The sequence below is a fragment of the Flagellimonas aurea genome, assembly GCF_017313785.1.
Lineage (GTDB): Bacteria > Bacteroidota > Bacteroidia > Flavobacteriales > Flavobacteriaceae > Flagellimonas > Flagellimonas aurea.
Genome location: NZ_JAFLNL010000002.1, coordinates 265,334 through 285,308, shown reverse-complemented (window position 1 = coordinate 285,308; position 19,975 = coordinate 265,334). Strand labels below are relative to the sequence as shown.

Below are 19,975 nucleotides of genomic sequence, written 5' to 3'. Positions count from 1 at the left end.
TTCATCTTTTTATATGAACGGCCATATCCTTGGCCAATTGTGTAGAAAATTGAATGGCACTTTCAGAGTGTAGATGCGATCCATCGTAGGTTTTGTAACCAGGGGCATTTTTGGAATAGTCGAGGTAAGGAATTTGGTGAACTTTTGTAATGCTGTCCATTGACTTTCTAAAATTTGGGGAATTCTCGTTTTCGAAATCAATAATTTCTTTGTCGGCCGGCATTCTTACCAAAATTACCTGTCCCTTGTCCATAAGGTATTCAATGGTCTTTCCAAACCATTCCCATCTATAGCTTTTTGTTTCTTCCTTCGGTAGTCTACGTTGAAAATAGGCAAGATTTTGCCTTTTCCAGTCCATTTTCAAAGCATCGCTAAGGGTAAAGTCGCTTCCAGATACCAAGACCTCGTTCCATCCATTGTCATGCGTAATTACATTTCCTGGTTCCCTTTGGGCAAGCAGGGCATGGTAAAGCCCCTCTCCATAACAGTTTATGATGTAACTATAGTTGGGGTTCGAGTTGAAGTCCTCGGTTTTTCCTATGGCCGCTTTCTCGTCCATTTTTTTGATTCCTTCGGCTCCAAAGCCAATAGGGGCGGTAAAGCTACCCGGAGATGCACTTAGTATGAACACTCCTTTGCCATTGGCCCTTATGAGTTTTTTTTTGATGGCCTCCAGATATACCTCTCCATAATAGTATTGGTTAGCGGCGAAATTTATCAATGGCAGATCTATTTCCTGATTGATATTTTCGGTGACCGTTTTGGGGTCAATTCCTTGATCTGCCCTCGAGAGTCCAATGACCAAACTACTGGCACCTTGGGTATATTTAGGATAATACATATCCACATAGCCTTCGGAAAGTCTATTGACCAAAAAGGCATATGCCGAGGCCAACAGCGCTAAAAAAAGGAGGAGCTTTAGGATAAAAAATCTCATTGTGATCAGAATTGAAAATAAATAAAACTCTCTTGCCTGTTGATGCCGAGCATCACAATAATGGCGATATATGCCAAGTACATGGACCACCGAGCCCAGACCGGTCGCCCTTCCACCAATTCATATATCTTATTGTTCCCCTTAACAAAGTGAACCCATTGTACACCAAAAATCAAAAGGATGCTCAAAAAGAGCTCCAAATAGTTATTGAGTACATTGATGTGCAAGTTTGGTACAACAAAGAGATTACCAATAAAGTTGAAAGCTTCTTGCATTGATGCCGACCTAAAGAAAATCAGGGATACCATCATTAAGGTAAAAGAGGTTGCCCAACCTAATAGAGCCCTAAGTTTTAAAGGGACATGTAAACGGTCAAAACTATTTTTCCGCCATTTGTTGGTAGCCACTTCTATTATCAAAAACAGGGCATTGATCAATCCCCAGACCACAAAGGTCCAATTTGCCCCGTGCCAAAGGCCCATGATAAAGAAGACCAATAGTACGGAGACCACCCGGTTTAAATGGGCTTTTCTTCTCAAGGGACTATAGAGATAATCCCTTATCCATTGGGTTAGGGATATATGCCAACGTTGCCAGAACTGCGTAATACTGATCGAGAACAAGGGTCTGTTAAAATTATTGATCAATGAAATCCCCATAGTCTTAGCAGCTCCGATAGCTATATAAGTATAGGCAGCAAAATCAAAGTATATCTGGAATACAAAAAAGAAAGCTGCCAACAAAGAGGGAAGTCCCTGATGACCGTCTGGATCAGCATAAACAGCATCCACGTAAATGCCCAAACGATCGGCCACGACAATTTTTAAAAAGAACCCCCATGCCATGATAATCATTCCTCTTTTGATTTGGGATATATCGGGAGAAATCGTTTTTTTTAACTGAGGCAACAGCCTAGTGGCCTTTTCAATAGGACCAGCAACCAATTGCGGAAAGAAAGCTACAAAAAGGGCGAATCTACCAAGGTGTTTCTCGGGCTTCATATTGCCCCGGTAAACCTCTATGGTATAGCTCATGGTCTGGAACGTATAAAAGCTGATACCTACCGGTAACAAGATTTGATCAATTCTGTACGACTGTATCTGTTCGGAAGCGGAGATCTCTACCCCAAAATATTCCAAGATGTTGTTTGTGGAATCAATGAAGAAAAACAAATATTTGAAAGCAACAAGAATACCTATGTTGACCACTATGCTGAGCCATAGGTAATATTTTTTCCTTCTGGAAACTACGTCACCGATTTTTAGGCCACAATAGTAATCCACCAGAGTGGATATGAGCAATAGAATAATCAGGTAGGGTTCAGAGGCGGCATAGAAATAATAGCTTGAGGCCAATAAGAACAGCCACCGCAGTTTATGAGGGAGCACATAGTACACAAAAAGTACTACGGGGAAAAAAAGTAGGAACTCAAAAGAATTAAAAAGCATGGATAATCCTTGTGTTTGGGAAACTATTGGTCGGTTCATTGTAAAAGTAAGATTAATTGGATATTTCAACACAGGACCGAGTTAATCTCACAAGTTTCATCGATGAACACACTATTTAAGGATGTTCGCCATGTCATGGGTAAAATAAAGACGTTCGGCAGAAATTCTTGGTGTATTGCCATGCCCCGGATTATCTTAGCAATTGTTGGAGCAGATGCTATTGCAACAGCATCATTTATTTTTACCGAATCGGGAAGTGGTCAATCAGTATGGTTTTACCTTTCCTATTTGCGGAAGTTATTAACGAACACTTTATATGGATAGAAACATCAAATGGGCCTTTTTATGTAGTTTTTGGGGCAAAAATGCCAAAGATGCCATTGCATGGCATGCCGAAAATGGTCAAATTGATAGAATAGGGATGGTCATTTATGAACAGGAGAACTGTGGCGCGGCCGATGAGGCAAAGCTAAATGGGATAAAGCATGTTCGTATGCCCTTGAAAGATTTTGACAATAAGCGGGACCATCAAGCTAAAATGGTCGATATTTTATTGGAAAACGGGATAACGCACATTTTCCTTCTTGGGTTCGAACACCTTATCCGAAAGCAAATGTTGGATGCGTTCCCAAATAAAATAGCGAATATACATCCCTCCTTGTTTCCTAGTTTTTTGGCAACCAAGACAGCCATACAGGATGCCCTTGATTACGGGGTGAAGGTAACAGGTATTACGACACATATTATCGATGACAGGTTCGATCGTGGAACCATCTTGTGCCAAGAACCTGTTAGAATAGATGAGGGAGATACTTTTGATACGTTATATCCGAAGTTTTCAAGTAAGGGACTTCCGTTGATCATTGAAAGTATGAAGCTGATGGAAAATCAGAATTAATACATTTTCAAATTGAAAAATAACTAAACTTATATTCAGGTGTACAGTAATTTTTTTAAAAGATGTTTTGACTTTACGGCATCATTTATTGGATTGATTTTGCTTTCTCCAATCTTTATTTTAGTCACCATTTTACTTTGGATCGATTTTAGGGGAACTCCTTTTTTTACGCAAGAACGGCCAGGTAAAAATGAAAAGGTCTTTCATATTCTAAAGTTTAAGACTATGAACGACAAAACCGATGATTCCGGAAAATTGCTGCCCGACAATCAACGGATTACCAAAGTAGGGGCCTTTGTAAGAAAGACCTCCTTGGACGAGATCCCACAACTTATCAATATAGTAAAAGGAGATATGAGTTTGGTTGGCCCCAGGCCGTTGAGAACATACTATCTACCTTTTTATAACGAGGTGGAGAAAAAAAGACATTTGGTACGCCCCGGTATTACGGGACTGGCACAAATATCCGGAAGAAATTTTTTGACATGGGAAGAAAGGTTTGCTCTAGATGTGGAATATGTAGATAATATTGGACTTTTCATGGATGTTAAAATATTGGTTCAGACTTTTAAAAAGGCCTTACTTGGCAAAGATGTTGCCGAAGACCCCAATGCTTTTATCGAGGGTTTTGATGTACATCGCAAGAAGCAGCTTGAAAACAGCCAGACTCCTGTTTAGAAGGCCCTGTTCCGTTATTCTTCACACCTGAAAGTTATGGAGTACCAAAATAGGAATTGGTTCGGTAAGCCGGGAAGTAGTTGGTATTTGAATTTTCTTCCCCTTCCTTCTCTCGTGCAATTGTGCACAGTTGGTCGTAAACTTCGATATTGGAAATATATTTCCAGACCTTGAAAGGAGCTGTCTTTTTGGAGAAGGATGCCTTAAAATCATATAAAGAATCGTTTTTGCTTCCAACACCTCCACCAAGGTTAAAAAAGTTATAACTGTCCAACTTACCTTGGCACCTCACATAATCAATAACCCCACGGATAGGGGACAGGTGCCTGTAAGCATCTACCGTCCCGGACAAGTGATATTGAACGATGTGGTCTTTGGTACGGATGATAAAGGCCCCAGAGGCTACATCTCCGTTCTCTTTTGAGGTGGCGAATACAAAGCTTGAATCAAAAAAGCTATGGTTCCGTAAAAGTTTGATGAAATATGGAAGTTTAAAATAGTATTGACTATTGGCGCCTACGCGTTCCATACTTTGATAATATATTTCCAAAAACTGACGAGCATCATCTTCAGAATTTCCTTCCCTAATATCAAAAAGCTCTTTGTTTCGCTTTATGTATCTCTTTGTAGTCTTTGAATACTGTTTTAGATGTGCTTTGGATTGCTTCAAGTCAAAATAAACAATGTCGCCAAGGGACTCGATTTCGCCCATGTGGGAAAGAAGCTGTTCTTGGTTATCTATAAAAGGGTTTGTACTTGAAAAAATGCTGATGATCTTATCATCCAAGAAATACCCGAGCATTTGTTCTTTCCAATCTTGAAAATCGAAGTGGGAGGTAAGCCCGGAAATCAATGGTCCAGCATATCCATATACCGAGGTGGCATCAAAAAAACCGCTACCATTTATAGGTCTTATTACAAGAGGGAATGCGATGGAAGTATTGCCAGATTTGTACAAAAGAAGTTTGGCCACTTCATTGTCCTTTATGCAGACCTGATGGTAATCATAGGAGTGGTAAAAGTCCTTTTTTTCAAAAGAACTTATTGCCCTGTTCCATTCATTTTCCTCTGTAATAACTCTAAACATACAATAGTTTGGTTCATCTCTATGATGAAGGGTTCATCCGGTAAAGTGGAAAAAAGGACCCTGTCTCTTTTTCGTTCACAGGTCCACAGACCAACTCACAAAGTTCATCGTATTTAGTTTTGTTTATGATTTTTCTCCCCGTATAAAAAACACGGTCAGTGGAATTTGGAAACAGGGATTTCTTGAATTTGTACAGTCCGTCGCCATTGGTGATGCCCCCACCAAGAATATAATGGCTCTTTCCTTTTTGAATTCCCCAACGTATGACCTCCACTCTTAGAAAATCATTTGGTCTACAAGCAAAATAGTCGGACAAGGTACCGCCCAAATATGCGTAGAGGCAATCGTTGAGGTGAATAATAAGTTCCGTGGATATGGCAATATCATCCTTATATACAAGTACTATGGTGAAATTTTCCTTATTGTTAAGGATCATGTTTTCAAAATGTTCCAAAGAAAAGTACAGCATCTTGGAAGCTCCGTTCCTTTTCATGGTACTTACATAGATGTCATAAAAGGAAGTTAGGTGGTGGGGTTCAATGGCTTTTCCTTCATAAAACTTAATGGTTAGGTTTTCCTTTTCTGCCTTGCGATAGTTGTTCCTCACTTTGGAAACAAAGGAATCCCATTGTTCCCCAAACGTGTCCATTAATGGTCCGAAGACATTGTTCAGTGTTGACACGGTTTCGCCCGTGTAATTTTGATGGTTCCCATTTAAATGAAACCGAACGAACTCTGAAATCACATTGTTTTTAGTGTACCACTCATCAACAAGCTCCCAAAACGTTTTGATTATTTGCTCATTTACCCCCTCTTCATAGAGTGGCCCATTGTAGCCATAAGGTGAAATAATATCATAAAATGGTTCTTTTGAGGCTTCAATTTCTCGCAGTATCATGGGCATTATTATGGTTGATGCACCGTTTACCTTAAAGTTGAACGCTATGATTTTGTTATTATCCGATTGGTGATGGGACAAGTACTCGTATAAATAATATGGATTGTTGTTCCATTCTGTTTTTATCAGATGCTTGTAGGAGTCTATGCCTTCTTGCTGGTCCAGCTCAATGATGTCGAGATTAAAATCATATGGGGAATCATCCACTAAAAAATCAGAGAGCATTTTCGAAAAAGCAATGATTCTTCCACAATGCTCCACGTGCCAAACTGCTTTGCCCTCAATGATATTCCCAGCCAACAAAGGGCCTATGACATGAAGGTCCTCAGCGGCCTCAAACTCGTTGTTCACTCGTATGCCTATCTCGGATTCATTTGCCCGAATCATATTTTTGGAAACCAGACTAGCGATCAATTTTGGAATATTGGGATGCGAAAACGTAATCCCACTAATACAATTGATAACAATATGTATTGGTTCCCCAACAGTTTGATGCAAATTGTCCTTGTCCGTATATGCAAGCTCATATCCTGAAGGGTTTGGAATTATATCCGAGAATCTACCGGCAATGTGGGTAAACTGTTTTTTCTTTTTTAGAATCTTTGCCACGTTGGCATAATGTTCCCCTGCACAGCGCTGTCTTCTGCCTATCTGGTTTCCATAATGACAGGCGAATATTTCCAACTCATCCCGGTCGAGCTTTTCCAGGAGCGCCCCGAATTTTTGGGATACAATACCGACGGTACTGGAAGCACCCAATTGTATATTGTCCGCTAAATCCAGATCTTGATATACGGCTTCGGCAATTTCAGATGCTGTTAAGGATTCTTTTTTATTTAAACCATCCAAATGGACTGTTTTGAACTGCTTTAGCTTAGTATGGTCTATTTTTGAATCGGGGAGGAGCCCTTGAGTGGAAATCATATAAAAATGATTGATCCTTTCCTTGATGTCTGGATGGTCGTTGAGTTGGTAAAGCATCTCTAGACCACTGGCATTGGCTCCGATAATGGAAACATTTATGGCCTCTTTGGATTGAAATGCAAATTCCCTGATGCTCTCGATGGTTTCTGATAGCCTTGGTTTATAAGGGTCGTTGATCAAGAGAAAGTTGTCTTTTTGAAATCTTTTTTTTCTTTTCCATATGTAATTGGAAGGCAAAGACCCAATGGCCAAGATGGCCTTTTCTGCAAAAATGGGAGATTGCTCCTTAAAATGGATTTCCCATGCCACATCATTTCGTGTCAAGTCGATTACCTTACCTCTGATATATGAAACCGATACTCTTTTTTGCCTTTCTAGGGCCTGTACAATTGTCCCTATTCTTTCGTTCATGTAATAACCAAAGAATCTTCTTGGGATAAAGAGGTCTTCCCATTGGTTGTTCTCTAGTTCATGATGGTGCTTTTGTATCCAATCCAAGGATAATGGTCCTCCTTGTTCTTTAAGCTCATCCAAAAGCCGTTGTTTGTTTTCGTTGAGCCATTCTATAAACTCGGACAATTCGGGTTCCGGCAAAAAGTTTTTGAGTGAAGTGATCAACAAGGTTGTGCTTCCCGACCTTTCACCATAGGGAATTCCACTATGGAAGGTTTCAAACTTTTCCACAACAGCAATTCGAGTTGTGTCACCATGTTCTTTTTTCTCCAGTTTTTTGAGGGTATGATACAAGGTGAAGGTTGACGAAATTCCCGAACCAATGAATACTAGATTGAAAGGAATTTTATTCTCCATTACTTTCGTTTAAATTTTGATATCTGATAATTTTCGCAGGATTTCCAACCACGACCGCATTGTCCGGGACATCCTTTATAACGACACTTCCGGCACCTATGGTGCACCACTTACCGATTTTTATTTTTGGTATTACAACAGCTCCAGCCCCTATAAATGAACCTTCCCCGACCTCCACATGACCTGTAAGGGCTACTTTGGGAGCTACGTGTACAAAGTCAGCTATATAATTGTCGTGATCAATACTTGCCGAAGTATTTACTATTACATGTTTTCCAATGGTTGTATTAGGTTGAATTACCACTCCTGCATATACTACTGTTCCTTCACCAATACTGCTCTCTTTACTTATGACCGCAGAGGGATGTACCAATGTTTTAAAAGCAGCTTTTATTTTATGGGACAGTTCCGCCCTTGTTTTATTGTCACCAATCGCAATTACAAAAGGAGGTCCCTCATGCGGAAAGTCCTTGGAAGATATAAGACCAATTTTGACCATATCGGAATCCCAATGCACACTATCGGATGGATGGTCATCAAAAATGTCAATGATCTTGTAACCGGTAAGTTCAGCCACATCCCTAATAACCCCGGAATGTCCCCCAGCACCATATAATCTTATATTTTTATTTTGACCTTCCACTACGTTTAAATCTGAACTACCATTAAAAATTATTGAGATACAAATGGATTATTGATCTTAATGACCCTACCGGGATTGCCCACTACCGTTGCGTAGTCCGGCACATCTTTAATAACCACTGTTCCGGCTCCGATGGTACACCATTTTCCTATCTTTATTTTTGGTATCACAACTGCTCCAACTCCCACATGTGAACCTTCTCCTACCTCCACATGTCCGCATAAGGCCGCTTTTGGGGAAATATGGGCATAGTCGCCAATACAATTATCATGATCAATACTTGCTGCCGTGTTTACAATCACATGTTTGCCGACCGTAGTGTTCGGTTGTATGATTGCGCCTGCAAAAACTACTGTTCCCTCGCCAACTATTGCGCTTTCAGCGATTATTGATGAAGGGTGAATGGCTTTCTCAAATGTACTTTTCAAAAATTCGGCAATTTCCGCTCGTTGTAGGTTATTGCCAACCGCTATGATTACTGGGTCTCCTTCGTGGGGGAATGCATCCTTTCCATCCCTCGCCCCACTTTCAATATTGGTATTTTGATAAGCACTGTGAACAGCCGAGGGCTTGTCATCATAAGTGTCGGTAACTACGATGTCGTTTAATTCGAGAACTTTTCGAATGACCTGAGAATGTCCGCCAGCGCCATAGATTCTTACTTTTTTCATGTTATAGTGTTCAGGGAGATTAATTTATATAGATGGGTCAATTTCCTGCCCATTGGGGCATTGTTTTGTTTTCATTTTGATTGATGTCACTTTTCTTGACCACTTTTATAAATGTCTTATAGATGATTTTTAGGTCCAACATAGCTGAAATATTTTCAACATACCAAACGTCCAATTTGAATTTTTGATTCCAATCGATTGTATTTCTACCATTTACTTGGGCCCACCCTGTTATTCCCGGCCTTACATTGTGCCGTTTGCTCTGCTCTTCATTATAAAGCGGCAAGTATTCAACCAACAAGGGCCTTGGGCCTACAAGGGACATATCACCTTTAAGCACATTTACTAATTGCAGGAGCTCGTCCAGAGAGTATTTGCGAACGAATCCACCTATAGGTGTTACTCGCTTGGGGCTATGGATATCGATTGAAGAACCAGGTTTAAAATCGCGCATGGTCTTGAACTTAATAATCTTAAAGATTTTTCCGCCTTTTCCAGGACGTGGTTGTAAAAAGAAGGGTTTACCATGGTTAACGACCGATAATAGAAGTATTAGGACCAACAATAATGGCGACAGGAGCACTAGTAAAACTAATGCAATTAGAAAATCCATGACCGGTTTAATAAAAGCGCTGTACATATATGAGGTTAAACAGGGATTTAGGGATTATATTCTATTTAGTAAAAACAAAAAACACTACGGCTCTTTAAAATTAGGTCAACAATGGCAAAATGCATTGATTAATGGTTTAAGGAAATGATATTTTAGACGAATTGTAAAAGTTCTAGATTAAAAGGAGGGTTTGGCCTCAATTCCATTTAGTATTGAACTTTACAGAATCCTTCAGATATTGAAATGTAGCTTTGGGTAAACTGTATGTTTTGAATCAATCTTTGGTGCCTTCCAGCTCTTGATATTCTTTTAAGAGTTCGTTCCAAATAAAGGACCTTTCATATCTCTTTTTGATCATTTCCCGATAAACACCTTTTTCTGTGGCAAACTTCTCTTTGTTATCCAACACGTGTTTCATCGCGTTGAAGAGCGCCTCGGTATTTTTTGTAGGTATAATGGTTCCGTTGACCCCCTCTTTCACAATCTCATTGCAACCATTAATATCGCTAACAATACTATAAAGTCCCATTGCCCCAGATTGCATTACTACATTGGGAAAGCCCTCACGATAACTGGGAAACGTCAAACAATCGCTGATGGCAAAATAAGGGCGCACATCATCTGCCCATCCCGTGGCAATTACTTTATCGGACTTGAAGATGAACTCCTCTGTTTCGGGCAACATCGGATCAAGCTCTTCTTCAGGATTGCCCACCAGCAAAAGTTGTACATTGGTATGCTCCTCCAAGATTTTTTTAAATGCGGCAATAAGTTCATTGATTCCTTTGTCCCCTACCAATCGGCCGACAAATACAAATACAAAGTCGTCATCGGTAAGCTTTAGTTTCTTGCGAAGTTCAAGTTTTGTTGGTGTGGAATATAAGCTTGGATCAAAATAGGAGGTGTCTATACCGTTTGAGCTGCCATGGCCAATCACCTTTAATTTTTTTGTATTCGTGAACTTGTGGTCCAATACGATTTCCTGTAATCCCACAGAGTTTGGATATACTTTAGTTGCGCAGGAATAGGTCAATTTTTCTACGGCGTTCAGCAAAACTCTTTTTAGTCCGGTAGCCTCCACAAGCGGCAATCCCGCAATGGTATGTAGTCTATGGGGAACACCGGCCATGCGCGCGGCCATCATGCCGATTGTTCCTGCCTTTGGTGTATGGGAGTGGACAATGAACGGTTTTTCTTTTCTTAGGATTTTATAAAGAGTTATTAACGCCTTAAGATCCTGAATAGGGGTTATCTTTCTTGTAAGGTTTACGGGAATCACCCTTATTTCTTCCTTGGCCCCCACTTTTTCCAAGTTTTCCTTATCCGATGAGATACCGACAACCTCATAGAACTGACTCATAAATTTAGATTGTCCCTGCAACAGTCCCCCGAGTGAAATTGGCACTGTGGTTATCCTTATTAACTTTTGCTTCATGGAATAGGTGATGGGTTAGGTAGCAATTTGATTTAAAAATATGGGGACTTTTCAGGATGTCAAATATAATTCCATATATGTTGAAATGGGTTAAATAAAAATTACTTTTAGATTTAGTGTGATAAATTATAGATAAAGTGGATTTGAGGGTTAACTGGAAAAAGCATAGGAAAGATGCATTTCATCGATTTTTTTGTTAAAATCGATAGGTTCAACGTCTAATTGTTTGGTATTGAACGTAAGTGTTGATGTATTTCGTCGAAAAAAAGACACATTTTGTCGTTTTTTGAACTTAAAAGAACAAATTTGTAAATTAAAAAGAAACTGATGCAAAAGAACACCCCAAAATTACTTTTCTTTTCGGTAATTTTTCTTTGCCTAATTCAAGCCTCATTTATCTCTTGTTCGCAAGATGAAGACCTTATAGACCTAGTTGGTTTGGAAGACCCTGATGATGAAACCGTTGATGGTTCGGATGGAGATAATGATGGAAATTCCGATGGTTCCGATGACCAAGATACTCCAGATTTGGGAGAAACGGACAATGGCCCTGATTTTGATTCCTCAGAGGGACTCAAGATAGATAATACCCCATGTGATTATACATTGGATGGTATTGAAAGCAACTCGACCTTGGAAATAGCCTGTCGCATGGACTTGGGAGGACAAACCATAACGGTACCTTCCGGAGTCACTTTTGTTTTTGCAGGTGGTGAAATTATAAACGGAACGTTGAACTTTTCCGCTCAGGGTACCATTGATGGTAATTTGCTTAATAAAGATTTGAATATAGAAGGAGATGTGCGTTTAAAAAGTCAGGTTTTTTTATTTTATCCTGAAAGGTGGGGGATTATCGAGGGCACAGTTGGTGATGAAGTAGCCACTAATAATCGGGATTCCCTTGAAGGGTTATTTTATACGGTACATAATTTAGGTGGCAATAAATTTATGATTGATGATTTTGATGCTTTTTTTAAGGTAGATGGTTTACTAAGTGATGGTGTTCCAGAAGAACATGCAATTAACTTACCATCGAATTTTCACCTAGAGATGAATGATAATGTACATATAAGAATGCAACCTAATGGTCATTTCAGACCTGTCCTTATTGCAATTTATGATGAAAATAATGTTACAATAACTGGAGGTAATTTTTATGGCGATAGGGAAACTCATAACTATAATTCTGGTTTTGTTGATTCAGATGGTACAACAAGTAACACACATGAATGGGTCAAAACTATGGCTATAAAGGGAGGTAAAAACATTGTTATTGAGGATGCTAGTTTTATCGAAGCAGGAGTAGGATTAACGATTGGAGGAATATACTTTTATTACGAAACAAGACATATTTCGTCTGAAAATATTTATTTAAAAAACAATAAATTTTTACGTGCTAGACAAACTAATTTAGTTATTACTAATGGTAAAAATATTTTCATTGAAGGAAATGAGTTGGTTGATGGAGGCATAGACATGCCTATATCCAAAGGAGTTGCTCCATCATCAAATTTGAATATTGAGCCATTTAGAGGAAGGAATCAAAGTACAGGAGAGTTATTGGAGTATGAAAGAGTAAGTGACATATACATAAGGAATAATAAGCAAATTGTAAATAATCCAAACGTAAACCCTAAAGCAGGATCATTTCAAATTTCCCACGGTAATGGTCCTATCGTGGTTGAGAACAATGAAATGATTAATACGGGTGTTTCTTTTACAACGGTAGATGGTTTAATTATAAGAAACAATGTGATTGATAATGGTACTATAGCAGCAGGAGCAGCAACTAACACATATAGAAATGATGTTGTTTTCAATAATGAAATTTATAATAACGTTATAAAAAATAATGAAGGGGTTGCTGTTAATATTGCTGGTAATGGCGTAGTTTTTAGAGATAATGAGGTTGAAGGCGAGGTAGGTATAACTTTGGGTGCAGGTTCTACAAATTCGAGTTTAGGACTTTCAAGCTCTGTAATAGAGAACAATATTATTCGAGGACGTAATAGGGGAATAGTTTCATATAATGCAATAAGCGACGTGATAATTCAAAATAATGATATTAATATGTTGTCAGGCAGTACTTTTGCAATGGTGGTAACAAATACTTGGAGTAATTCTTCTTCTTCAAACTTTAAAATTTTATCTAATAGAATTAAAGGGACAAAATCAGGTACCGATTCAGGTGCGCCGGCTAGTTTGTTTGGAGCAAATGATGTCCAAATTCGGGATAACTCGATGGGAGAAATACAAATAAATGGAGGATTTAAAATGATTTTTGAAGGAAATACTATTGAAGGTAGTGTCGGTTCTCACGGGATGAAGTTTATGAAAGACGCTCCTAATTCCGTAGTTACTAATAATGATATTATTTTTTATTCTTCTGGTACACCACTACAACGAGAGTGTATCTTTGTTAATGACGGTGTTGTTTTAACTAATGTTGAGATTACAAATAATGATTGTATTGAGAGGTAATAATGAAAAATTATAGCCTTCTCATTTAGGATTTTTAATTTGAGATATTTAAATTTAGGTCTTAGCAAACTTTAATAAAATTGGAAAGAGGATAATGAATTAAACAATGACACTATCCCAATAAGTGTGTAAGTTAAAAATAACGGGGGTTGGACTTTATTGGAGTCTGACCCTTTTTTCATAAATCGTAAGGAACTGGTTTAAAATGATACCCCAGTTCCTGATGGGCATGGACCACTTTTTGGTGGCCTCCCTTGTTGCTATGTAGATACCCCGATCTTTAGGACAGTTTCCCTACAAAACTAATATAATTATCAAGCCGCTCTTTTAAATAGATCAATGGGTCTTTCATAGTCGATGGACTGATGTCTTCTTTCATGGTTGTAATAATCAAAGTACTCTGCCAATAAAAGATAAAGGTCCATACCGTCCCTTGGAGGGTTCAGATAGATTTTCTCATACTTTACATTCCTCCAGAGCCTTTCGATAAAGGCATTGTCCGTGGCCCTTCCCTTACCGTCCATGCTCAGGCGTATACCCTGACCCAAAACATAGTTGGTGAACTCCTCGGCAGTAAACTGGCTCCCCTGGTCCGTATTTAGGATCTCAGGTGTCCCGTGCTCACCTATGGCCTCTTCCAATGTTTCCCTGCACCATTGGGCATCCATGGAATTGTAGCCTTACCCCTTTTGTATCTCGTACTTCTGGGCAAGTTCGGCAAGGCTATGCCGCTCTTTCAAGGCTTCCAAGACCACTTTGGTCTTGAACTTCGGGGTAAACTTTCTTCGTGTCATATTCAGTAAATTTAATGATTAAACTTACTGCCCTAATTTTTGGGGTATCTACACTACACTTCTAAAGATTTAAATTATTCTTAACTATTCTAAATTTCCCACTTTTCTCAACATGGATATTTTTAGATTTTATTAGATTAATCTTTAACTTATTTCCCAACCTATAACGAAAGTTACGTAATAAGACTAGCTCGTCCTTTTTCTTAAAAGATTCATCAGTTTGGATAATGATATCTATTTCATGTAAAACATTTTGAATTACTTGAAATTTAATAACTCCGGTAACACCTTTTAAACAATTGGATACATTTCCAAGATTAATCTTTCCCATTTCTTCAGAGTAGATATAATCTGATATTCTACCTAAAATAGATTTCACTATGGGATTAGAATTGCCACATGTACACTTTTCATTAGTTAATTCAATCACATCTCCAATATCATACCTTATTAATGGAGTACCGTAACTTGTAAAAGAAGTAACAACTAATCTACCTTTGTTGGTAGGCTTGTTATTTTCATCCAATACTTCGAAAACCCCACTTCTTAAATCTTGATGTAGACGGCCGTGATTACATTCAATAATAAAAGGGGCTCCTTCTGAAGAGGCATATTGATTATATAATCTAGTTTTAAAAAATGATTCAATTACAAACCTTAATTCTTGAGTTATTGTCTCTGCAGTTGGAAAAATCGCCTTAATAGTACCAGAAGGGAAACTTATTTTATTATCTATACCATATTTGGCTAATTCATACATTGTAGATGGAAACCCAACCATAAATTCAGGTTTATAGCGAATTAAGTTTTCGATATAAAACTTTAAATACTTTTGATGGATATGAAAGGTTGAATAATAGCGTACATTGTGAAAACTATCAGTTTTCCAAAATCTATTTTTCTTAATGTCCTTTTTGCTCAATAGATTTTTGCCGCTAAACCAAGCTGTTTTTTTTCCTAATTCATACCCATGAGAATTTCTAAATAAATCTAAAATTGCGAATCTCTCCTGTAAATTTTTTTTTGTATAAATTACTTCAAGAGATTTACCAGTAGTACCACCTGTTTTACTTATAACCCCTTGGTTCTTAGGGATTGTACTAATATTAGAAATGTTTTTTCTGAGCAATTCTTTATTTATAATCGGAAGTTTTTCTATATCGTTCAGGCTACTACCCTCTTTTAAATGGATATCTTTATATAAATCATAATAAAATTGAGAATTATTTTTTGCATGGTTGAAAAGGTCAACCAATTTCTTGTCCTGAATTTCTAATAATTCATTTAATTTTATTTTTTCACTTTGCTTATATTCATTCAAATAATCTTTATAAAATTTACCATATCTAGCTTTATAAGCTCTATAGTTATAAAAACTAATCAAAATTCCCTGAAAGAAGTGCGGGCTATTAAGGTATATTTTGTCAGCTAATGAAGCCATAAGTTTATTTGTTTAATATTTTGTGGTAAAGATTGATATGCTGTTCGGCAGTTTGTTTAATACTATAAGAAGCTACCTTTTTTAAACTATTTTCCACAACTTTATTATATAGTTCATTATCATTGATTATGCGAAGTATTTGTTTAGCTAATTCTTTAAAATTATTATCCTCAAAAAGAAGACCAATATTAGTATTTATTTCCCTTAACCCAGGAACATCACTACATATTAGAGGCTTTCCACTGGCAAGTGCTTCAAGAGAAGATATGGATAATCCTTCTGAGTGAGATGAAATAAGATTTAAATCACAAGATTTTAATAATTCGGCAATATCGCTTCGTTTTCCCAAAAAATGAACTCTTTCGGATACCTTTATTTTTTCTGATAATCTTATACAATCATTTTTTAAACTTCCGTCACCCACTAGTATTAAGTGATAATTATCTGGTAGAAGAGACATTGCTTTAATTGCGGTAGGTTGATCTTTGGTAGGATTAAACCTACCTATCATAATTATTTTTATTGAATCATTTGGTATGCCTACAATCGATTTGGATTTAGCGTTATAAAATGTATCTAAATCGATTCCATTATTTATGACTAGAAATTTACTTTTTGATAGCTTGAGCCAAGATTTCAGAGTGTTTTGTGCTTTTTCACTAATTGCCACAATTTTTCTATACCTTCCATAGGTAATTCGTTCTATTGGCCATAGAAATTTATACTTTCTTCTCCTATTAGTGGTACAATGTTCAGTTACAACAATGGGAGTGGGGCTAAAAGTCAATGCAGTCCAATATTGAGCTGGGAATAAATGCACGTGGGCAATGTCATAGTTTTTTAATAAACGTCGGATAAATAGAATATTTTTAAAAGAATATAAAGAATGGGGAGAATAAATAATGTTTATACCTTTATTTTCAACTTGAGACGTAAATATACTATTATCATCTTTTAATAGTAACAATAAATCTATTGTATGTCCATTTTGTTCAAAATGTGGCAGCATATCAACAATTAATTTCTCGGCACCACCAGTGCCTAAGGAATTTATAATGGTCAAGATTTTCATTATGGTATTGGTTTATCTAATGTTTCTGTGATTATTTCGTGATGCGTCTCACACTTCAATAGATTTAAAAGTAATGTTTCATGGGCTCTGGATTTAAGATAGATTCGAGGGAAGAGATTCATTGATATTAACTTTCTTAAATACTTATTTTGAATGTAAAGTAGATCTTTGTAAGTATTTTTCTGAGTTAATAAATATTCAGACCATTTCTTATGGAATATAGAATCGTTTACAATAGCCCTATTTAATTCGCTGATATCTATTTCAAACTTTTGTAATTCATGCTCAGAAAGTTTTTGAATAGATGGATTTTCTTTTAAACCTTGCTTAAAAGGATGAAGACTGAAGGTCACATTTTTTGATTGAAAATTTAGCATTACCCCATAACCTTTTGTCCAGTTTCCAACCTGATACTTCTTCTTATAATCAAAAATATAATTTCCTAAGCCATAAAAAATTAGTTTTCCTTTATAATTTTCATAACCGCTGAAACAATGTGTATGATGACTAAGAACAACGTCACAACCCGCATCTACAAAAAATCTAAATGTTTTCCTAACCCTTGGAGTTGGTAGTTGATAATGCTCTCTTCCCCCATGAACAATTGCTATAACAAAATCTACTTCTTTTTTTAAACTTTGGATATCATAAAAATTAGATATGGTGTCCAGAGGATTTGCACCATAGTTGTTTCCTTGGGTAGTACAGAATTCATTTTCTGAAAAGTTCAATATTCCAATTTTCAGACTTTCTCTTATAAAGTAGAAAGCTTTTTTAGCTTCATTAATATCTTTACCTGCTCCTATGAAATTTATATCACTCGAATTTAAAGCTTCGATTGTGTCTTTTAATCCTTTTGAACCATAGTCCATTATGTGGTTGTTGGCTAAAGTTACCAGTTGAAAATTTGCATATTTTAATGCCTTTGTGGCAGATTTTAATGATTTAATATGGGGCCCAGTTTTATCTATTCCTTTATTGCACTGGGTTAGTGGGCATTCCAAATTGGTAATCGATAAATCAGCCATACGAGAATATTCGACATATTCTCCGAACAAATCATTATACCTTTCATTTTTTAGAATTATTTCATTTCTATTTATAGGACAAAAATCTCCGGTTATAAATATTTTGGTGCTCATTTTCTTGTTTTTATACTTATGTTAGATATTTTAATCTTAATGTACAAGTAAAGTAAAATTCCCATGGGGATAGCTAGAATTGACATCATAACGCGTGGACTGCCTTGAATTGGATTAATATTTTTCAATTGTATGTTTGTTGCGACAAGGTGAATAGCATTTTTAAACCTTTGTTTAAAGGTCACCCCATATTTTATTGCAACTAGTCTCGAGTATTTAAACCCTCTTGGATTATTAATATATTGTTTGAATATATTTAATGATGAACCATCAGGTAGATATTCGACAATACAAACAATTTCATTTATTAGTGCTAATTCATAATCTTGATCAATCATTAAATAAAGTGTTCCAAGGGGTACAAACCTTTCACCTTTAAATAGGGGATATTTAGGGTATTGTTTAACCACATCTGTCCGATAAATAACTTTTTTATCACCGTTAACATTATGTTTTTGATATAAACTAGATAGAGTGGAGGTTTTCAATTTTGAAGGTAAAGGGGTTCCAATGATTTTTCCACTTTTATCGCCATCTAGCGCAATCATTCCCGAAAGGTTTTCTTTATGTTTAATGTCAAACCATTTAGAAAGAATCAATTCAACAGCATTATAAGGCATATAATCATCAGAATCTATACATACATTTAAATCGGTTTGAATTAAACTATATGCAGTATTGTGAGCTCCATGCATTCCTTGATTTTTCTGGTAGTAATATTGTATTGAGATTTTCTTCTCATCAATCCACGATTGTACCAATTCCTTTGTGTTGTCAGATGACCCATCATCAATGACAAGCCAACAAAAGTCTTTATTTGATTGCCTAACAAGGCTATCGTATAGCTGGTCAAGACAGTAGGCTCGATTATATGTTGGAGTAAATACAGTTAAAGTTACCATAATTAACTAGTTATAATATAAATAGAACATTAAATACGTAAACGAAAAGTAGATTGACAAAATTTTACCGATAATAAAATGCTGATTTGCGAAGAATTGCTTTTTTAATAAAGGATATATAATTACAATAGCCATCATAAACCAAGATAAATAAGCAAAACGATTGGAAAAATTAGCAGTAATCACCAAAATCCAAAATCCATTACATATTAGATAAGTAATCAATAGTTTATTATAAGTAGTATCCTGAAATTTTCTTTTTAGCACAAAGTACCAACCTGCAAAGACCGCGAAAGCGGAATGAAAAAGAAAATCCCATCGAAAACCTGTGTTCGAAAAAGTTCCGTCTGCTGGTGCTGAGGTTAAATAGCCAGAAAGTCGATCATCCCCAAAACCCAAACTGGAAAATAAATTTATCCAAAAACCTCCAGCAACGAGGGAAAGCGGAATGCATAATACCCATCCGTAAAAGAAAAACTTAGGATTATTATAAATATAGGTGACTAGATAAGCAATTATAGGGAGCAAAAGTGTTTTGTGAAATGAAATCGCCAAGAAAAAAAATAATGCCATCACAACTTTTTTACGTTCGTAACATAAACCCCACAAAAATAGGGAACAGGCTGTGCCATTTCTTATACCGTTCACTCCATAGGTCCAAAAGGAAAAGGAAACCAAAAACATAATAAAAGCATAATACCAATATTGATTAAAATAAGTTACCGATATTTTGTAAAGCGGGAAGATGTATAGAAAGGCTATTATTGTGAAAAATGTAGAAATAGAAGCGTAAGATGCTATAAACTTCATAAAGATATTCCACCCTAAATCTCCTTCTTCATTTAATTCTCCGCCTAAGGCATATTTCTGATAGGCTCTTGCATAATTTATGGTATCACCAAAGTAAATACCACTAATCTCTCTTTGGCCAATATATAGAGTGATAAAAAGTAATAACCCCCCTCCCGCTATATTAGTAAAAACCAAATTTACATGATTATCCATTTTTAGAACCCAAGTGTGGAACAAGGTGAAGATTACCAATAAAAGACAGATGTTTATATAAAGTGGATAATATGACTCTAATGGTACAAATGAAAA

The 19,975-nt window shown here is 36.7% G+C and carries 18 protein-coding genes; 3 read left to right on the top strand and 15 right to left on the bottom strand.

Translation table 11 applies throughout. The features are described from left to right. Position 1: 1 nt before the first annotated feature. Together J0656_RS04730 and J0656_RS04725 are read right to left on the bottom strand one after the other, a co-directional pair. Entirely contained in the window at positions 2-937 is a 936-nt protein-coding gene (locus J0656_RS04730; RefSeq protein ID WP_207031907.1) for a hypothetical protein, read from the bottom strand. A 5-nt stretch (positions 938-942) separates the two neighbouring features. Then, on the bottom strand, positions 943-2,424 hold the full coding sequence (locus J0656_RS04725) for an MBOAT family O-acyltransferase (protein ID WP_207031906.1): 1,482 nt from the start codon (positions 2,422-2,424) through the stop codon (positions 943-945). A gap of 277 nt (positions 2,425-2,701) precedes the next feature. Here J0656_RS04725 and J0656_RS04720 point away from each other — a divergent pair, with 277 nt between their 5' ends. Both J0656_RS04720 and J0656_RS04715 read left to right on the top strand, forming a co-directional pair. Continuing rightward, positions 2,702-3,283, top strand: a complete 582-nt coding sequence (locus J0656_RS04720) for a formyltransferase family protein (protein ID WP_207031905.1) — start codon at positions 2,702-2,704, stop codon at positions 3,281-3,283. A gap of 39 nt (positions 3,284-3,322) precedes the next feature. After that, positions 3,323-3,961: a sugar transferase gene (locus tag J0656_RS04715; protein ID WP_207031904.1), complete on the top strand. Its 639-nt coding sequence runs from the start codon at positions 3,323-3,325 to the stop codon at positions 3,959-3,961. A 34-nt stretch (positions 3,962-3,995) separates the two neighbouring features. Here the strand turns inward: J0656_RS04715 and J0656_RS04710 are convergent, their stop codons facing one another. From J0656_RS04710 to J0656_RS04685, 6 genes are all read right to left on the bottom strand, one after another. Continuing rightward, entirely contained in the window at positions 3,996-5,048 is a 1,053-nt protein-coding gene (locus J0656_RS04710) for a GNAT family N-acetyltransferase (protein WP_207031903.1), read from the bottom strand. A gap of 19 nt (positions 5,049-5,067) precedes the next feature. Then, positions 5,068-7,680, bottom strand: a complete 2,613-nt coding sequence (locus J0656_RS04705; RefSeq protein ID WP_207031901.1) for a GNAT family N-acetyltransferase — start codon at positions 7,678-7,680, stop codon at positions 5,068-5,070. Continuing rightward, entirely contained in the window at positions 7,670-8,323 is a 654-nt protein-coding gene (locus J0656_RS04700; protein ID WP_207031900.1) for an acetyltransferase, read from the bottom strand. The genes J0656_RS04705 and J0656_RS04700 overlap by 11 nt, the downstream gene beginning before the upstream one ends. Before the next feature lie 29 nt (positions 8,324-8,352). Further along, positions 8,353-8,994, bottom strand: coding sequence for an acetyltransferase (locus J0656_RS04695; protein WP_207031899.1), 642 nt, complete (start codon positions 8,992-8,994; stop codon positions 8,353-8,355). Positions 8,995-9,031: 37 nt separating this feature from the next. Then, a complete protein-coding gene (locus J0656_RS04690) occupies positions 9,032-9,634 on the bottom strand; it encodes a sugar transferase (RefSeq protein WP_207031898.1) in 603 nt (200 codons plus the stop codon). Between the two features lie 247 nt (positions 9,635-9,881). Beyond that, entirely contained in the window at positions 9,882-11,042 is a 1,161-nt protein-coding gene (locus J0656_RS04685) for a glycosyltransferase family 4 protein (RefSeq protein WP_207031897.1), read from the bottom strand. A 327-nt stretch (positions 11,043-11,369) separates the two neighbouring features. Between J0656_RS04685 and J0656_RS04680 the strand changes: the two genes are divergently transcribed. After that, positions 11,370-13,523 (top strand): right-handed parallel beta-helix repeat-containing protein, encoded by a 2,154-nt coding sequence (locus J0656_RS04680; protein ID WP_207031896.1) that lies wholly within the window; start codon positions 11,370-11,372, stop codon positions 13,521-13,523. 314 nt (positions 13,524-13,837) lie between these two features. Here J0656_RS04680 and J0656_RS04675 read toward each other — a convergent pair whose 3' ends face one another. From J0656_RS04675 to J0656_RS04650, 7 genes are all read right to left on the bottom strand, one after another. Further along, on the bottom strand, positions 13,838-14,191 hold the full coding sequence (locus J0656_RS04675; protein ID WP_207031895.1) for an integrase core domain-containing protein: 354 nt from the start codon (positions 14,189-14,191) through the stop codon (positions 13,838-13,840). A 12-nt stretch (positions 14,192-14,203) separates the two neighbouring features. After that, positions 14,204-14,317, bottom strand: coding sequence for a transposase (locus tag J0656_RS20480; protein ID WP_470295088.1), 114 nt, complete (start codon positions 14,315-14,317; stop codon positions 14,204-14,206). A 61-nt stretch (positions 14,318-14,378) separates the two neighbouring features. Continuing rightward, positions 14,379-15,758: a phenylacetate--CoA ligase family protein gene (locus tag J0656_RS04670; RefSeq protein ID WP_207031894.1), complete on the bottom strand. Its 1,380-nt coding sequence runs from the start codon at positions 15,756-15,758 to the stop codon at positions 14,379-14,381. 4 nt (positions 15,759-15,762) lie between these two features. Further along, positions 15,763-16,830 (bottom strand): glycosyltransferase family 4 protein, encoded by a 1,068-nt coding sequence (locus tag J0656_RS04665; protein ID WP_207031893.1) that lies wholly within the window; start codon positions 16,828-16,830, stop codon positions 15,763-15,765. Further along, entirely contained in the window at positions 16,830-17,972 is a 1,143-nt protein-coding gene (locus J0656_RS04660) for a CapA family protein (RefSeq protein WP_207031892.1), read from the bottom strand. Before J0656_RS04660 ends, J0656_RS04665 begins: the two co-directional genes overlap by 1 nt. After that, positions 17,969-18,874, bottom strand: coding sequence for a glycosyltransferase family 2 protein (locus tag J0656_RS04655; protein ID WP_207031890.1), 906 nt, complete (start codon positions 18,872-18,874; stop codon positions 17,969-17,971). The genes J0656_RS04660 and J0656_RS04655 overlap by 4 nt, the downstream gene beginning before the upstream one ends. Positions 18,875-18,880: 6 nt before the next feature. Further along, positions 18,881-19,879 carry an EpsG family protein gene (locus J0656_RS04650; protein ID WP_237688846.1) on the bottom strand — a complete coding sequence of 333 codons (999 nt, stop codon included), beginning with the start codon at positions 19,877-19,879 and terminating at the stop codon, positions 18,881-18,883. Between the last annotated feature and the right edge of the window lie 96 nt (positions 19,880-19,975).

What these genes read in the sequence shown, in the direction of transcription:
- J0656_RS04705 (WP_207031901.1), bottom strand. Translation starts at nt 7,680, where the DNA reads ATGGAGAATAAAATTCCTTTCAATCTAGTATTCATTGGTTCGGGAATT.
- J0656_RS04720 (WP_207031905.1), top strand. Translation starts at nt 2,702, where the DNA reads ATGGATAGAAACATCAAATGGGCCTTTTTATGTAGTTTTTGGGGCAAA.
- J0656_RS04680 (WP_207031896.1), top strand. Translation starts at nt 11,370, where the DNA reads ATGCAAAAGAACACCCCAAAATTACTTTTCTTTTCGGTAATTTTTCTT.
- J0656_RS04690 (WP_207031898.1), bottom strand. Translation starts at nt 9,634, where the DNA reads ATGTACAGCGCTTTTATTAAACCGGTCATGGATTTTCTAATTGCATTA.
- J0656_RS04670 (WP_207031894.1), bottom strand. Translation starts at nt 15,758, where the DNA reads ATGGCTTCATTAGCTGACAAAATATACCTTAATAGCCCGCACTTCTTT.
- J0656_RS04685 (WP_207031897.1), bottom strand. Translation starts at nt 11,042, where the DNA reads ATGAAGCAAAAGTTAATAAGGATAACCACAGTGCCAATTTCACTCGGG.
- J0656_RS04695 (WP_207031899.1), bottom strand. Translation starts at nt 8,994, where the DNA reads ATGAAAAAAGTAAGAATCTATGGCGCTGGCGGACATTCTCAGGTCATT.
- J0656_RS04655 (WP_207031890.1), bottom strand. Translation starts at nt 18,874, where the DNA reads ATGGTAACTTTAACTGTATTTACTCCAACATATAATCGAGCCTACTGT.
- J0656_RS04665 (WP_207031893.1), bottom strand. Translation starts at nt 16,830, where the DNA reads ATGAAAATCTTGACCATTATAAATTCCTTAGGCACTGGTGGTGCCGAG.
- J0656_RS04660 (WP_207031892.1), bottom strand. Translation starts at nt 17,972, where the DNA reads ATGAGCACCAAAATATTTATAACCGGAGATTTTTGTCCTATAAATAGA.
- J0656_RS20480 (WP_470295088.1), bottom strand. Translation starts at nt 14,317, where the DNA reads ATGACACGAAGAAAGTTTACCCCGAAGTTCAAGACCAAAGTGGTCTTG.
- J0656_RS04650 (WP_237688846.1), bottom strand. Translation starts at nt 19,879, where the DNA reads ATGGATAATCATGTAAATTTGGTTTTTACTAATATAGCGGGAGGGGGG.
- J0656_RS04725 (WP_207031906.1), bottom strand. Translation starts at nt 2,424, where the DNA reads ATGAACCGACCAATAGTTTCCCAAACACAAGGATTATCCATGCTTTTT.
- J0656_RS04710 (WP_207031903.1), bottom strand. Translation starts at nt 5,048, where the DNA reads ATGTTTAGAGTTATTACAGAGGAAAATGAATGGAACAGGGCAATAAGT.
- J0656_RS04730 (WP_207031907.1), bottom strand. Translation starts at nt 937, where the DNA reads ATGAGATTTTTTATCCTAAAGCTCCTCCTTTTTTTAGCGCTGTTGGCC.
- J0656_RS04675 (WP_207031895.1), bottom strand. Translation starts at nt 14,191, where the DNA reads ATGGATGCCCAATGGTGCAGGGAAACATTGGAAGAGGCCATAGGTGAG.